This is a genomic window from Desulfosporosinus acididurans, assembly GCF_001029285.1.
GTDB classification, from domain to species: domain Bacteria; phylum Bacillota; class Desulfitobacteriia; order Desulfitobacteriales; family Desulfitobacteriaceae; genus Desulfosporosinus; species Desulfosporosinus acididurans.
On sequence record NZ_LDZY01000012.1, the window covers coordinates 23,245 to 37,963 of the forward strand.

Below are 14,719 nucleotides of genomic sequence, written 5' to 3' on the forward strand. Positions count from 1 at the left end.
GGGTGAATAATAATAACTATGGAAATGTACGATCTGCGAAGCTGTACCGAAGAAACGCTGCAGACAGTTTGCGGAGAGCTTGGTTTGAAGCGTTTTCGGGCAGCGCAGTTATTTCAATGGGTACAACAAAAAGCGGTGCGCTCTTGGGACGAAATTAAAAATATTAGTACGAAAGATCTTACGTTACTATCATCACGTTTGAATTTTTATCCGCCGGAACTCGTGACAGAGCGCAGGTCCATTGATGGTACCCGAAAATATCTATTCCGTCTGCAAGACGGAGAAATGATCGAATGCGTTTTAATGGATTATGCTCGTGAGCTGACAAGAGATCGCCATACCGTCTGTGTTTCCACACAGGTTGGCTGCGCAGTTGGCTGCGCTTTTTGCGCAACGGGCATGGAGGGTTTCCGCAGAGACCTTACCATCGGAGAGATAGTGGGTCAGGTTTTGGATGTGACACATTTTATTCGTCAGGAAGACCAGGATTTTCAGGTTACGAATGTTGTTTTTATGGGAATGGGGGAACCTCTGTTAAATTATGAGCAAGTGCTTTCGGCAATCATGCTTATGAATCAGGAACGGGGACTAAATATTGGCATGCGGCGTATGACAATCTCAACAAGTGGAGTAGTGCCGCGAATTATTCAATTGGCGAAGGATAATCCTCAGGTGGGTTTGGCCATTTCCCTTCATGCGTCCAATGATCTGGCAAGAAGCCGCTTAGTTCCGATGAATCGCCGCTATCCTTTAGCTCAGCTTATGGAAGCATGCCAGGAATATGCAAAAATTACGCGCAGAAGAATTACTTTTGAGGTGGCCTTGACAGATGATAATGCCAATCTTGGTGAGGCAGAAGCATTAGCTCGTTTATTAAAAGACCACTTAGGGCATGTAAATCTGATTCCGGTTAATCCGGTGGCAGGAACAGACTTAAAACGTCCTAACCTTGAAAAATTGAAGAAATTTGCTCATCATTTAGAAGTTGGCGGAATTTCCGTCTCCCTGCGTGAAGAACGGGGGGCGGACATTAACGCAGCCTGTGGTCAGCTTCGACGACAGTGGAGGGAGGGTAACCATGAGCCTATTGACTCGATTTGAAGGAATGGCTGAGTATCTTTTTACCGGTGCTTTTAAGAAAGGAGGGGCTCGGCTCCAACCGGTTGAATTGGCTAAGGAACTGGTGAAAGCGATGTTTAGAAATAAACAGATTAGTATTTCTCAAGTATACGTTCCGAATATTTACCGGGTATACCTTCATTCCAGTGATTGGGGTCCTCTAGCTAGTTTTGGAGAGGTTTTTCTGATCGAGTTGTCCAAGTATTTATACACCGAGGCTGAGCGTGAGGGATATACGTTTTTATCGAAACCAGCCATTGAACTGCATTCTGATGACACTGTCAATCCTAGGGAAATGATCATTGAGATCGATTTTGACGATTCTATTGACGTTGAATGGGGAGATGAAGAGGAAAATGAAAATGACTTTCCCAAAGAATCGAATTGGCGTGAAAACACAACGATCTTCCGGGAAAGTGTCATGACAAACTTAAGAGCTGAGGACAGTGCGGGAAGGATTTCGAATTACTTTCTCGAAATTATAGAAGGGCCGGATAAGGGGCAATCCTTTAAATTGCCGGAACATGATATCTATATTGGTCGACACGGGCAGTGTGATCTTGTGCTCCATGATCCCGAGGTTTCAAGACGACATTTAAAAATTACTCCAGGGGAAAACGGCTGGCGGCTTGATGATTTGGGCAGCACCAATGGTTCCTTTGTCAATAGTCAAAGGATCACGCATCAGACGGCGGCTCCAGGTGATCGAATCCAAATTGGCCTGAGTGTTCTCGTGATTCAAAAAGTACCCTTGCCGTAATTTTGGAGAGTTGTCACAGTGCTCTCCGATATTGTATTTGGAGGGTTGTATGGAAGTTGTTACAGTGATTGGACGACTGGTTTTTGTCGCCTTGATTTATCTTTTTATCTTTAGGATTTTTACAGCGTTATTAGCTGACCTTCAGCTGAAAGGGATGTTTCAGCGTTCGAATCAGGACTATGGACGATTAGAAGTTTTGACAGGTACGGACACTCTTCCCAGAGGCCAGATTTTTAAAGTTGATGGTAAGGGCTTGCGTCTGGGACGCGGAAAACATAATGATATCGTATTACCGGATCATTTTGCTTCTGTCGATCATGCCGTTTTTCGCTGCCAAAAAGGAAAAACTTTTGTCGAAGACCTGGGAAGTACGAATGGTACTTGGGTTAATGGAGAACAAATTCATTCTCCAGTCCAATTAGTTGCTGGAGATTATGTGAAAATTGGAAGTATCACATTCCAATACTCGAGGTGGCAAAATGAGAGTGCTAAGCTTTAGTGAAAAAGGGTGTATCCGAAAAAATAATGAGGATTCCTTTTTAGTATTACCAGATCACGGAATCTTTGCCGTGGCCGACGGAATGGGAGGACACCGGGCTGGAGAAGTTGCTTCATCAACAGCCTTACGGGAATTAGAAAAACTAGCCCCTCAGCTAAAAGGGTTGAGTGATCAAGATTTAGAAGGATGGCTTGTAGAATCCTTTACTCAGGCTAATCGGGTTGTTTACAAATCGTCGACAACGGAACCCCAAAATGCCGGAATGGGTACGACTCTTACGGCGCTGCTCATTCGCGACACAAGGGCCTTGATTGCTCATGCGGGAGACAGCCGGGCATATTTGTGGCGTCAAGAAGAGTTGACACCTTTAACGAAAGATCATTCCTTAGTGGGTGAGCTTGTACGTTTAGGTCAAATCTCTTTGGAAGAAGCAGAGAAACATCCCCAACGTCACGTTTTAATGCGGGCGGTCGGTGCGGATCAGGAAATTGAAGTGGATTGTCAAGCTATATCTCTGCGGTCCAAGGACGTGTTTCTGTTGTGTACAGATGGTTTTTCCAATATGATCAGTGATGAGGAATTAGCAGATGAATTTTCTGAATCAGGTTCTTGGGAAGAACGCTTGGAGAGGCTGCGGCAGCTTATTTTAGAACGCGGCGCACCAGATAATTTCACAGCTTTGTGCTGTATTATGGAGTAGGAAGATGCTTTATCGTTTTGTTTCTCGCCTTATAATTACAGGAATGATGTGGTTAGGGCTGGTTCTGCTCAAATGGGGAGGCAATAAGGATCAACTTCTCTGGCAGGCTATAATATTTACTGCCCTTATGCTCATGGGGAGTTTTGCGGAAGAGATTCTTCATTACCAAGGTGATCCTTATGTCCTTCCGGTTGTTCAAGCAATTCTGTCCTTAGGTCTGGTATTTTTAGTGCGTATTAGTCCTAAGGAAGCTTTGCACCAGTTTTGGTGGGCCAATATTGGACAGCTGATTTTCTACGCTATTTTATTTGCTGTTAGGGATTACCGACAGTTAGGCAAGTTTCGCTATCTATGGGGATTGCTTGCTGTCAGTTTGTTGTTTATAACCCTGGTTTTTGGTTTTGCCTCCGGTGGCGCAACGAGTTGGCTAAGAATCGGAGGAATCGGTGTCGAACCTGAGGAATTCGTAAAACTTGCTTTACTCTTGTTTATGGCAACGTATCTGGAAGAAAATGAAGAGTTGCTGCGGGTTGGAACTGTCCAAGTAGGAAAGTTTTCCTTACCGGATTGGCGAACTCTAGGACCCTTTTTAATTATGGCTGGTTTTTCGCTTGGCCTCTTAGGGGCCCAAAAAAGTCTCGGAACGGCGCTGGTATTTTACGCTTTATTTGTTCTTATGATTTACGTTGTAACGGAACGTGCGCTGTATTTGGGAATTTCACTGCCGATTTTTCTATTGGTAGGAAGTGCAGGGTATTTGCTTTTTCGGCACGTTCGCGTTCGGGTATTGGTTTGGTTAAATCCTTGGCAAGATCCTACGGGTATGGGATATCAGATTGCTCAATCATTGTTTGCCATTAGTGGAGGGAAGGTCCTGGGAACTGGACTAGGCAATGGAATAGGGGCTTCTATGGTGCCTGCCTCAAGTACTGACTTTATTTTTTCTGTCATAGCTGAGGAACTGGGATTTGCGGGGGCGATGGCTGTTCTGGCTCTTTTTCTGATCGTAGTTATGAGGGCGTTTTCAATTAGCGTAAGAGCCAAAGACCGCTTTGGCCAGATTCTGGCTGCCGGAATTGGAATTCTTCTGGGAACAGAGACGTTAATTATTCTTGCCGGGGTGACAAAATTACTTCCTTTAACAGGTATTCCGCTGCCTTGGGTCAGCTATGGCGGAAGTTCTATACTTGTGCATTTTATTCTTCTAGGTGTATTGTTGAATATTTCCAATGCTACTGCGGTGGGAGTTAAGCGTAATAAGACAAGAGGAAGGGAGTATGCAACATAATGCGAGGGGTACGTCGTGTAGCATTAGGAATGGCCTTTAGCTTCTTTGTTTTAAGTCTGGGGCTTGTTTATTGGCAAGTGGTTCAATCCAATACGTTACTGGATAATCCCGCGAATCGACGCTTAATTCTCCTGGAAAGCCGAGTGACCCGTGGAGGAATTTTTGATCGTAACGGCGAAATAATAGCACAAACTCAAACAATCAAGGGAAAGAAGGTCCGTGTCTATCCCAATGGAGAAATGTATGAGCCTACTCTCGGTTACTCTACTGTTCGGCTTGGCGCAGCAGGGCTTGAAGGAAGTTTAGCGAATTGGCTCATGGGTGTTAAAGACGCCACAGCCACTCAGTCGATTCAGCAACTCTTTTCTTTGCCGCGTCAAGGGGATGATGTGGTGCTGACGTTAGATTCCCATCTGCAAAGTGTGGCTTATAATGCCCTCAAAGGGAAAAAGGGCGCAGCTGTCGCTATTGACCCTAAAACGGGAGAAGTACTTGCCTTAGTGAGTCAGCCGGGATACAACCCGACAAATTTGGATGATCACTGGAAAGACATTATTAAGCAAACCCAGGAAAAACCTTTAGACAATCGTGCCCTTTCCCTCTATCCTCCGGGGTCAACGATGAAGGTAGTGACTTCTGCCAGCTTATTTCGAAGCGGCATAAACACTACGAATCTTTATGATTGTAAAGGCTCGACGATTATCAACGGACAAGTTATCCCTGAACAGAACCTAGAGGTTCATGGCTGGGTTAACTATAACAAGGCCTTAGCCGATTCTTGCAATACGTATTTTGCAACCTTTGGAGTCCAGGCAGGGGATAAAAGTTTTCTGTCCGCGGTTAAAGGATTTGGCTTTGGACAAAAGATTCCTTTTGAACTAAATGTTCCTGTGAGTCAGATCACTAATTCTCCTAAGGTTCCTGAAACTCTGTCAACGAATCTTCTTGCTGCAAGCTGCTTTGGACAGGGTGAGGTTCTGGTTTCTCCATTTCAAATGGCTCTGATTACCGCCGGTATTGCTAATCATGGGGTGATAATGACTCCCCACATTGTGGAACGAGTTCTTGATCCTTCGCAAACCGTACAATATGAACAAGAGCCTCAGCCTTGGCTAACTGCACTTTCAAAAGATGAAGCGGATAAAATTACTAGTGCCATGGTGACTGCTGTTACCGATGGAACTGCTTCTCCCGGAGCTTTGCCGGACGTTCAGGTAGCGGCAAAGACCGGTTCAGCGGAGCCGGGAGGCAATCAACCTACCCATGCTTGGTATATCGCTTTTGCACCTGCGGAGGCTCCACGCATTGCGGTGGCTGTTTTTGTAGAACATGGCGGAACTGGAGGAGCGGCAGCTGCTCCCATTGCGCGTCAAATTATTGAAGAAGCATTAGCCAGAAAGTAGGTGAACATAGTGAGTAAAATCTTCGGAGGACGTTATGAAGTTTTAGAGCGTATTGGTGCCGGTGGGATGGCGATTGTTTATAAAGCTAAAGATCAGCTGCTTAATCGTGTCGTAACGATCAAAGTTCTTCGTGAACAATTTGCCACTGATGAAGACTTTATTCGCCGTTTTCGAAGGGAAGCCCAGGCTGTTGCCAGTTTGTCACATCCCAATATTGTTTCTGTTTATGATGTGGGCAAAGAAGGGGATACTGAATATATCGTTATGGAATATGTAGAAGGGCGGAATCTCAAAGAAATTATTCGAGATTATGCTCCCTTGACCACAGATCAGGCGATCAATCTTGCCCGTCAAATTACCAGTGCCGTTCAAAATGCCCACGAACACCATATTATTCACAGAGATATAAAACCCCATAATATTTTAGTAACTGAGGATGGACGCGCTAAAGTTACGGATTTCGGTATCGCCCGAGCAGTATCATCGGCAACGGTAACGCATACAGGAGACATTATCGGTTCAGTCCACTATTTATCGCCGGAACAGGCTAAAGGCCTGCAGAGTAATGAGCAATCGGATATTTATTCGCTGGGCATTATTCTGTATGAATTGGTTACGGGCCAGGTACCCTATGATGGTGAAACTCCCATCGCTATCGCTCTTAAGCATCTTCAGGAACAGCCAACGCTGCCGAGTAAGCTCAATCCTCGGGTCGAGAAAGAATTCGAGGGCGTAATTATGAGGGCAATTGCTAAGTCTCCTGAACAACGGTATACTTCTGCTAAAGAGCTTTTGGAGGATTTGAACCATTTTCTTGCCGGCCGCCCGATAAATCGGCCTGAAGTATTTCCCGTTGACGATCTGGAAGCAACTCGGACTCATCAAGGCATGAGCAGGGTTTTAGCACCGGTTAGTGTACGTGAGATAGAACCGGAACAGGAACAAGAACCAGAAAAGCATATCAATAGTTTTTTAACTAAGGTCAAGAAAAAACGTTGGCAGTGGATCTTGGGAATTGCTGTCGTATTGCTTCTTTTGGTGGGCGGGATAATGTTGAGAAATTACCTTCTCGTCGGTACGACGAAAGTTCCTGATGTGACAGGTAAGACTGTACCGGTTGCCACAGATTATCTAAACTCTGCAGGATTGAAACTCAACTCCGAGGTCAAGAAAGAGTTCAGTGATAAGTTTGCAAAAGACCTGATCATTGAACAGAATCCGCAAGCGAATACAATGGTAAAAGTTGGCCGGGAAGTTCAAGTTGTTATAAGTAAAGGTCCCAACACCGGCACATTTCCGGATGTAACCAGTTCGCCAATGTCGAAAGCGGATGCCGTTAATATGATTCAAAACGATGGATTTACGGGGAAGATTACCTTTCAAACCCAGCCAAGTTCAAGCGTTCCTAAAGATTATGTTATCCAGCAGGACCCTCTCCCTTCGGCGACTTGGCCGAAGAGCGGACCTGTTAAATTGACCATTAGCAACGGTTCTCCTTATGTAAGCATTAACATGCCCAATGTAATTAATAAATCGTCCGAAGATGCTAAAACGATTCTTCAGCAGAATAGTTTAGTTCCCTTGGTAGAAACTCAAGATTCTACCACAATTCCTGCGGATGTCGTCATCAGTACCTCGCCTAACCCGGGAGAAACGGTTCAGCAGGGGAGTCAGGTTACCATCGTCGTATCGCGTGGCCCAGGGCCTCTTGCGTTTAATATTGATAAAGACGCCTCAATGTTTATGGCTCAGATTTTCAGTGTTATTCCTAAAGAAACCATCCGAATCAGGGCGAATCCCTAGCTGGATCAGCCCTGAAATGTAACAGTGAGGAAATTGTATGATCGAAGGAGTTTTACTAAAAGGTTACGGTGGCTTTTATTATGTTTATGCGGAAGACCGGGTATGGGAATGTTCTCTGCGCGGTCGTTTTCGCATTAAAGATCAAGACTTTCTGCCAGGTGACCGAGTGAGAATATTACCTGAAAGTAATACTAAGGCGAGAATTGAAGGGGCAGAACCTCGGCTTAACTTTCTTAGCCGTCCATCCATTGCCAATGTCGATCAGGCGCTTCTTGTCTTTGCCATGACTTCGCCAAAACCTGATCTGAACCTTTTAGACCGCTTATTAATTCAGGTGACCTATTCGGGAATAGAACCAATTATCGTTTTTACCAAATTGGACAACTACAATGCTGAAACATTATCCCCCGATTCTAAGCCTCAGCCCTTTGTTTCGGATATCTACCGTCGAATAGGGTATACGGTTTTTGAGGTGTCCAATAAGACAGGCACAGGTATAGCGGAATTAAGAAACCGTTTAGAGGAGAAGATTAGTGTCCTGGCCGGTCCTTCAGGCGTAGGTAAATCAAGCCTGTTTAACGCTTTATCTGAGGGAAAACAATTAAAAACCGGTGAAATCAGTCAGAAGTCCCAACGTGGCCGTCATACGACCCGTCATGTTGAGCTGATGGTATGCGCCGGGGGATTAGTGGCTGATACACCGGGTTTTTCCTCTCTTTTCCTGCCTAAAATGAAACGTGAGGATTTGGCAGGCTATTTTCCGGAATTTGAAGAATATCGGCATAAATGCCGTTTTAGCAGTTGTTTGCATGATAAAGAACCCGATTGTTCAATTAAAGCAGCTCAAGAAAATGGAGAGATTTCCAGAACTCGCTATGAACATTATCGGGATTTCTTGCAAGAAGTGATTGCTGCCGAAAGGAGATATTAAAATGGTTCAACTTGCCCCGTCTATTTTGTCTGCTGATTTTGCGCGTTTAGGTGAACACGTTCGTTTGGTTGAGGAAGCCGGTGCTGAGGTTTTACATATTGATGTTATGGATGGGCATTTTGTCCCGAATCTCACCTTTGGGCCTGCGATGGTCAAAGCACTGAGGCCTCATAGCAAAATGCGTTTTGATGTTCATTTGATGATTGAGGAGCCGGAACGTTTTATTGCAGATTTTGCCGCTGCAGGAGCGGATCACATTACCTTTCACCTAGAGGCGTCACGCCATGTCCACCGTGTAGTCCAACAAATTAAGGAACTGGGACTAACTGCAGGAATTGCCCTTAATCCGGCAACTCAATTAGACGGACTTAAATATATTCTTGAAGATTTAGATATGGTATTGTTAATGACGGTGAATCCGGGCTTCGGAGGCCAAAAATTTATCAATAGCGTGATTCCTAAAATTCAGGTACTTCATCATCACATTGAACAAAAGCAATCTTCCTGCGTGGTCGAGGTGGATGGCGGAATCAATTTGGAAACGGCACCTTTAGCTGCTCGGGCGGGGGCTGATATTTTGGTAGCAGGTTCGGCGGTATTTGGTCAAGCCGATCCGAAGCTTGCCGTAGAAAAACTTCGGCGGGCAGTTAGTACGGTTCAGAGTGAATAAGATGAACATAGTGGTACTGGCCAATGGCAGTTGGGACCCGGAATGGGGGAAGAAAGTCCTGGAAACGGCTGATTATTTGATCTGCGCTGACGGAGGTGCCAATCATGCTCTGAACTCAGGGTATACGCCGCAGCAGCTAATCGGGGATTTGGATTCGGTTTCCAGTGAAACTTTAGCCCTGTGCCGGAAAGCCGGTTGCTTTATTGAACAATTTCCCCGTGAAAAAGATGAAACGGATTTGGAATTGGCTCTTCTGCGGGCAAAGGAAAAAGCCTTAGCGGAGGGTGAACGGGATATTTGGCTCTATGGTGCTGCGGGGAAACGTATTGATCATTTTATGGGCAATTTGGCCCTGATGTTGGGTTATGCCCGGCAAGGGATCCGCATTCGTTTGGTTGATCCTGAACATGAGATGTGGGTTCTCCAAGGGCAGGAGGAATTTTCGACGTTCAAAGGGCAGGAGCTTTCTTTGCTGGCTCTGTCTGAGAGGGCTGTTGTGAGTACGCGGGGATTGTATTATCCGCTGGAGCGGGGTGTTTTGCGGCAGGATGTTCCGCGGGGAGTGAGCAATGTTTGCCTTGGAGAGAGCGTGGGGATTGAGGTTCATGAGGGATGGGTTTTGGTGGTCGCTTTAGCGGGGAGGGTGTGATTTGCGCCGCTCACCACAGCGCCGTCGCTAGCACGCTTGATGTGAACCATTGCCCCGCTGTCCCCCTCGAAATCTAAGCGCGCTGGACGCGCCTCTGCTGAATGGTTCGCTCTGCAAAATCACACCCTCCTGGTCAAGGGTCGACGGGGGTGGTGAGAGTGAGGCTTTGAAGCAAGGGGGACGGGGGGGACGGCGTTGAGGCGCTGCGCTGTCAACGTGGCGCTGAGGGCGCCGTGGGTGTGCAAAAGTAGTATGTAAGTATTGGTGAAGAATTTTTGTGTGGTTAATTTGGTTATAATGTTATAGTCTTGGTTTGCAAATTTGCTAAAATCATTTTGATTGTAGTAAGCAAATTGAATGTCGAGCTTTGAAAATATAAAGCTCTTTGGGATATTATAGGTATATAATAAATTTTATGGTATAAAGGACGAGGAATTAATGCAGCAAGATGAACTTTGGATTGGTACGATGCTTGAGGGCCGGGCTCGCTGGGTCGCGGTCAGGACGACGGATACGGTGGAAGAGGCTCGGAGACGTCATGAGCTGTCTCCTGTTGCTGCTGCGGCTTTGGGGCGGTTGATGACGGGGACTCTTATTTTAGCGAGTTCGCTGAAAGGGGACGAGAGTGTTACGCTGCGCTTATTGGGGGATGGTCCTCTGCAAGGCGTTGTGAGCGTGGGGAATGCTCTTGGAGAGGTTCGGGGATATGTGCGGGAACCGTGGGTAGATTTGCCTTTGAAGCCTAATGGCAAGCTTGATGTGGCGGCGGCGGTGGGAGCCGGGGAACTGGCTGTGAGCCGGAGTCTGCAAAATGGTGAGGTTTATACGGGGACGGTTCCTCTGGTGAGCGGAGAAGTTGCGGAAGATCTGGTTCATTATTTGTTGACCTCGGAACAGATTCCTTCGGCTATGCTGCTTGGTGTGCTTGTTGAAAAAGATTATCATGTGGCCGGAGCCGGCGGTTTTTTGATGCAGCCTTTACCCGGAGCTCAGGAAGAGGATATTCAAGCCCTTGAAGATATACTTGGGCAGATAAAGGTTGGAATTAGTGAATTAGTGGCTGAGAGTCACAGTATGGATGATCTCCTTGGCAGTTTGCTGGGAAGTCTTTCGTATCAGGTGTTGGAACGTCGGTCTGTCAGGTTTTCTTGCACCTGTTCGAAGTCACGTTTAGGGGATTCTTTGGTTTCCCTAGGTGCAGAGGAACTGGAAGGTTTAATCTCTGAGGGTAAGGCGGAAGTAATTTGTCATTTTTGTAATGAACATTATTTATTTTCTAAAGTAGATTTAGAGGCTCTTAAAGACAGAGTGGTAAGTAGTGCGGGGAAGTGAACTCGCTTACGCTAAAGCTGAACATCGGGACTTCAGATACAATAATGTCCAGTGGACATTATTGCCGAGACGCCTTACCAAATAGGAATACTTAGCGGCGTAGGAGGACTCTACCTTGCCTGAAGTTAACGAAGGACCCACCTCCACTTATAGAAGTGGAGGTCTAAAAAACTGGATAAAAAAACCCGGCTTAGCCGAGTTTTAGCGCAGGTGAAGTCGGTGGTTAAATTTCGTGGCGTGAGGGCCTAATAGTATGAAAAAAGCCCGACCAATGTCGGGCTTTTAATTCATTAGCTAACGCGTTGGACTTTGCCGGAACGTAAGCATCTGGTGCAAACTTTGATCCGGGCAGGAGTACCGTTCACAATAGCATGAACGCTCTGCAGGTTAGGTTTCCAAGTACGTTTTGTTCTTATATGAGAGTGGCTGACTTGAAATCCGGTGACAACCCCTTTGCCGCATACTGCACAAACATTGGCCATGCTCTAAATCCTCCTTTGCAGCCGAAATGACACTTATATATTTTATCAAATGTCGAAGAGATTGGCAAGGTTTTCCCCCTGTATTTCCTGAATACTTGTATCTTAAACTATTTGCAAGCTTATTTTTCGTGAATTTAGCAAAAATATCTAAAGTTTTCTTTGAACATTTTTCATTTACTTGGTAAAATGGAAATCATGTGGACTAAGCTGGAAGGGGAGGGTCCTTGATGGGTAAGGAAATAATGAATGGCTTAGGGAAAATCGATATTTCGGAAGAAGTGATCGCCACTATTGCCGGTGCTACAGCCGTTGAATGTTACGGTTTAGTTGGTATGGCATCGCGCAAAATTACCGATGGTTTTGTTGATTTACTTGGCCGTGAAAACTTGGCCAGAGGGGTTGTTGTAACCCTGAATGAAAATGAAGTTATCATTGACCTCCATATTGTGGTGGGGTATGGTGTTCGAATTTCTGAAGTTGCTGCTAATGTTATGGAACGCGTTCGTTATACTACAGAGAAACTTACGGGATTAGACGTATCCCAAGTGAATGTGAACGTACAAGGAGTTCGCGTTTTAGAGTAGCGCAAAAGAGTAGGGGGATACTGTTTTGAGACCAGTTTCAAATACAAAGAGCGTTCTTAATGCCCAAGAGTGGAAACAAATGATGGTCGCCGGTGCTCAGGCCTTAGAGCTGAAAAAACAGGATGTGGATGCCCTGAATGTTTTTCCTGTGCCTGACGGAGATACGGGAACCAATATGTTCTTAACGATTCAATCGGCCGCTAGGGATGCTGAGAAGGCTGCAGGAATTTCAATTAGTGAAGTTGCCAGTGCTGCTTCAATGGGTTCCCTAATGGGTGCGAGGGGGAATTCGGGGGTAATTCTTTCGCAGCTTTTGCGAGGGATCGCCAAAGGTTTGGACGGGATGGTTACGGCCAATCCTCTTCAATTGGCACAGGCTTTGCAATCCGGAGTAGATACGGCTTATAAGGCTGTGATGAGGCCGGTCGAAGGAACAATTCTTACTGTTGCTCGAGAAACGGCCAAAGCTGCACTTAGTAAAGCTAAAGCAGGGGGATCGCTTTTAGATATGCTGCAAGAGGCTCATAAAAAGGGCCTGGAATCTCTTGCCAGAACTCCTGAGATGTTGCCCGCTTTAAAACAGGCCGGTGTTGTAGACGCAGGCGGCCAGGGTTTCCTGATTATTTTGGGAGGATGGATTGGAGCTTTGACCGGTGAAACCGTAAAAGCCAGAATCCTGCAGGAGCAAAAGATCAATTCCGAAACTTCTCAAACCAAGGAGCCGAATCAAGGAAATCAGGACTTTATTCAGCTGGAGAATTTAGAATATCCTTACTGCACTGAATTTCTGGTTAAGGGAACGGACTTGCAGGTTGAGCGAATTCGTCAGGATCTATTAAACCGCGGTGATTGTTTGCTTGTGGTTGGGACACCTGAAGTAGTAAAGATCCATGTCCATGTAAAAAATCCAGGCAAGATTTTAGATTATGCTATTCAATGGGGTTCCCTGCATCAAGTTCAAATTCACAATATGTTAGAACAAAATGAAGCTATGGCTCATGCCATGAAATCAAAATCTTCAGGATCGGCGGAGGTTGACGAACTAACTTCCATGAAAGAATATGGTGTCGTTGCCGTTGCCATGGGACAAGGAATTGCGGATGTTTTTTTAAGTTTGGGTGTTGATGAAGTGGTCTTAGGAGGCCAAACCATGAATCCCAGTACAGAGGATCTTGCAGCAGCCGTTCGCAAAGTGAAGGCACACAATGTTTTTATCCTGCCGAACAATGGAAATATTATTTTGGCAGCACGTCAAGTAAAAGATGTCATTTCGGATCGAGAAGTTCATGTAATTTCCAGCAAGTCGGTACCTCAAGGAATTTCAGCGCTTTTGAATTTGAACCCAGAAGGTGAAAGAAATGATAACCTTCAAAATATGGAGCGTGCCTTGAAGAACGTTCGTTCCGGGGAAGTGACTTATGCAGTCAGAGATTCACAGTTTGGAGAGCTTGACATTTCTGCGGGAGACATTCTGGGATTGGTCGAGGGCACCATTGTTGAGACAGGACAAAGCCTTCTTGAAGTTGCGAAAGCAACTTTGGCAAAAATGGACTGGAAAGAGCATGATTTGGTTACCATATTCTATGGAGAAGATACGGAATTGCAAGAGGTCGAACAATTAAAAACCTGGCTCCAGGAAGAAAACTCAAATGTGGAAGTTGAGGCTCACCCCGGTAAACAACCACTCTACTATTATATCTTTGGTGTGGAATAGGTTAACCTCCGGAATTTCCGGAGGTTTTCTTTATAAATAAAGAAAATTTTGTCTGTATAAGCTTTTAAAGGATATGTCTGAGATTTATCGTGGGAGATGGAACAGTGAGTAAAAGTAATGTCTTTGATCTTCTTGGACCGATTATGGTTGGCCCTTCAAGTTCACATACTGCCGGTGCCGTTCGTTTAGGTACTATGGCTAGGAAAATTCTCGGAGAAGAACCTCTTGAAGGAATTATCACGCTTCATGGCTCTTTTGCCGAAACGGGAAAGGGTCATGGGACAGATGTGGCCTTAATCGCAGGCCTTATAGGAATGGCGCCGGATGATGAAAGAATTCCCGATGCACCTGAACTCGCCAAGGAACGAGGCTTTAAGGTTCGCTTTGAAAAGGCCGACCTTGGCGATGTTCATCCTAATACTGTAAAATTTGATTTAACGGGTTCAAAGGAAAGGGTTATAGTTATTGGTTCCTCCATAGGAGGAGGTGCTATTCTAATTCGGCAGATCAATAATTTTATGGTGGGTATTAATGGAGATTACCCGACTCTTGTCATTTTACATCAGGATTTGCCTGGGGTAGTGGCTCAAGTGACACTACTTTTAGCAACGGCTCAGATTAATATTGCCACGATGCGGGTTTCCCGTGAGAAGAAGGGTGCCCAGGCTTTAATGGTATTGGAGACGGATCAAAAAATAGAGGAAGCTGTACTGGAATTAACTCGGAGACTTCCGAGTATTAAGCAGGCCTTAGCCATTGAACCACTGGAATAGGAGGTAGCACGG

At 45.5% G+C, this 14,719-nt stretch carries 15 protein-coding genes; 14 read left to right on the forward strand and 1 reads right to left on the reverse strand.

The annotated features are described in order from the left end of the window. Positions 1–9 precede the first annotated feature (9 nt). From rlmN to hslO, 11 genes are all read left to right on the forward strand, one after another. Positions 10–1,101, forward strand: a complete 1,092-nt coding sequence (gene rlmN, locus DEAC_RS16075) for a dual-specificity RNA methyltransferase RlmN (protein ID WP_047811100.1) — start codon at positions 10–12, stop codon at positions 1,099–1,101. Next, complete coding sequence (locus tag DEAC_RS16080) at positions 1,079–1,879, forward strand: FhaA domain-containing protein (protein WP_047811101.1); 801 nt, start codon at positions 1,079–1,081, stop codon at positions 1,877–1,879. Before rlmN ends, DEAC_RS16080 begins: the two co-directional genes overlap by 23 nt. Before the next feature lie 49 nt (positions 1,880–1,928). Next, positions 1,929–2,378 (forward strand): FHA domain-containing protein, encoded by a 450-nt coding sequence (locus tag DEAC_RS16085; RefSeq protein ID WP_047811102.1) that lies wholly within the window; start codon positions 1,929–1,931, stop codon positions 2,376–2,378. Beyond that, on the forward strand, positions 2,359–3,078 hold the full coding sequence (locus DEAC_RS16090) for a Stp1/IreP family PP2C-type Ser/Thr phosphatase (protein WP_047811103.1): 720 nt from the start codon (positions 2,359–2,361) through the stop codon (positions 3,076–3,078). The genes DEAC_RS16085 and DEAC_RS16090 overlap by 20 nt, the downstream gene beginning before the upstream one ends. A 4-nt stretch (positions 3,079–3,082) precedes the next feature. After that, complete coding sequence (locus tag DEAC_RS16095; protein ID WP_047811104.1) at positions 3,083–4,366, forward strand: FtsW/RodA/SpoVE family cell cycle protein; 1,284 nt, start codon at positions 3,083–3,085, stop codon at positions 4,364–4,366. Next, the gene (locus DEAC_RS16100) at positions 4,366–5,769 is read left to right on the forward strand and encodes a peptidoglycan D,D-transpeptidase FtsI family protein (RefSeq protein ID WP_047811105.1); all 1,404 of its coding nucleotides are present in this window, start codon (positions 4,366–4,368) and stop codon (positions 5,767–5,769) included. Before DEAC_RS16095 ends, DEAC_RS16100 begins: the two co-directional genes overlap by 1 nt. A gap of 9 nt (positions 5,770–5,778) precedes the next feature. Beyond that, the gene (gene pknB, locus DEAC_RS16105; protein WP_047811106.1) at positions 5,779–7,572 is read left to right on the forward strand and encodes a Stk1 family PASTA domain-containing Ser/Thr kinase; all 1,794 of its coding nucleotides are present in this window, start codon (positions 5,779–5,781) and stop codon (positions 7,570–7,572) included. Between the two features lie 37 nt (positions 7,573–7,609). After that, a complete protein-coding gene (gene rsgA / locus DEAC_RS16110) occupies positions 7,610–8,503 on the forward strand; it encodes a ribosome small subunit-dependent GTPase A (RefSeq protein ID WP_047811107.1) in 894 nt (297 codons plus the stop codon). A gap of 1 nt (position 8,504) precedes the next feature. Next, on the forward strand, positions 8,505–9,173 hold the full coding sequence (gene rpe / locus DEAC_RS16115) for a ribulose-phosphate 3-epimerase (protein WP_047811108.1): 669 nt from the start codon (positions 8,505–8,507) through the stop codon (positions 9,171–9,173). Between the two features lies 1 nt (position 9,174). Beyond that, the gene (locus tag DEAC_RS16120; RefSeq protein ID WP_047811109.1) at positions 9,175–9,822 is read left to right on the forward strand and encodes a thiamine diphosphokinase; all 648 of its coding nucleotides are present in this window, start codon (positions 9,175–9,177) and stop codon (positions 9,820–9,822) included. 438 nt (positions 9,823–10,260) lie between these two features. Then, positions 10,261–11,154, forward strand: coding sequence for an Hsp33 family molecular chaperone HslO (hslO, locus tag DEAC_RS16125; protein WP_047811110.1), 894 nt, complete (start codon positions 10,261–10,263; stop codon positions 11,152–11,154). Positions 11,155–11,444: 290 nt separating this feature from the next. Here hslO and rpmB read toward each other — a convergent pair whose 3' ends face one another. Next, positions 11,445–11,636: a 50S ribosomal protein L28 gene (gene rpmB, locus DEAC_RS16130; RefSeq protein ID WP_047811111.1), complete on the reverse strand. Its 192-nt coding sequence runs from the start codon at positions 11,634–11,636 to the stop codon at positions 11,445–11,447. A gap of 227 nt (positions 11,637–11,863) precedes the next feature. Between rpmB and DEAC_RS16135 the strand changes: the two genes are divergently transcribed. The 3 genes from DEAC_RS16135 (at position 11,864) to sdaAB (ending at position 14,707) form a co-directional block, all read left to right on the forward strand. Beyond that, on the forward strand, positions 11,864–12,220 hold the full coding sequence (locus DEAC_RS16135; RefSeq protein WP_047811112.1) for an Asp23/Gls24 family envelope stress response protein: 357 nt from the start codon (positions 11,864–11,866) through the stop codon (positions 12,218–12,220). A 79-nt stretch (positions 12,221–12,299) separates the two neighbouring features. Continuing rightward, a complete protein-coding gene (locus DEAC_RS16140) occupies positions 12,300–13,934 on the forward strand; it encodes a DAK2 domain-containing protein (protein ID WP_047811232.1) in 1,635 nt (544 codons plus the stop codon). 104 nt (positions 13,935–14,038) lie between these two features. Then, complete coding sequence (sdaAB, locus tag DEAC_RS16145; protein WP_047811113.1) at positions 14,039–14,707, forward strand: L-serine ammonia-lyase, iron-sulfur-dependent subunit beta; 669 nt, start codon at positions 14,039–14,041, stop codon at positions 14,705–14,707. The last annotated feature ends 12 nt before the right edge of the window (positions 14,708–14,719 follow it).

Bases quoted from the DNA above. Each gene is read 5' to 3' on its own strand.
- rsgA (WP_047811107.1), top strand. From the start codon at position 7,610: ATGATCGAAGGAGTTTTACTAAAAGGTTACGGTGGCTTTTATTATGTT.
- DEAC_RS16095 (WP_047811104.1), top strand. From the start codon at position 3,083: ATGCTTTATCGTTTTGTTTCTCGCCTTATAATTACAGGAATGATGTGG.
- DEAC_RS16085 (WP_047811102.1), top strand. From the start codon at position 1,929: ATGGAAGTTGTTACAGTGATTGGACGACTGGTTTTTGTCGCCTTGATT.
- hslO (WP_047811110.1), top strand. From the start codon at position 10,261: ATGCAGCAAGATGAACTTTGGATTGGTACGATGCTTGAGGGCCGGGCT.
- DEAC_RS16080 (WP_047811101.1), top strand. From the start codon at position 1,079: ATGAGCCTATTGACTCGATTTGAAGGAATGGCTGAGTATCTTTTTACC.
- rpmB (WP_047811111.1), bottom strand. From the start codon at position 11,636: ATGGCCAATGTTTGTGCAGTATGCGGCAAAGGGGTTGTCACCGGATTT.
- DEAC_RS16135 (WP_047811112.1), top strand. From the start codon at position 11,864: ATGGGTAAGGAAATAATGAATGGCTTAGGGAAAATCGATATTTCGGAA.
- DEAC_RS16120 (WP_047811109.1), top strand. From the start codon at position 9,175: ATGAACATAGTGGTACTGGCCAATGGCAGTTGGGACCCGGAATGGGGG.
- DEAC_RS16090 (WP_047811103.1), top strand. From the start codon at position 2,359: ATGAGAGTGCTAAGCTTTAGTGAAAAAGGGTGTATCCGAAAAAATAAT.
- DEAC_RS16100 (WP_047811105.1), top strand. From the start codon at position 4,366: ATGCGAGGGGTACGTCGTGTAGCATTAGGAATGGCCTTTAGCTTCTTT.
- DEAC_RS16140 (WP_047811232.1), top strand. From the start codon at position 12,300: ATGATGGTCGCCGGTGCTCAGGCCTTAGAGCTGAAAAAACAGGATGTG.
- rpe (WP_047811108.1), top strand. From the start codon at position 8,505: ATGGTTCAACTTGCCCCGTCTATTTTGTCTGCTGATTTTGCGCGTTTA.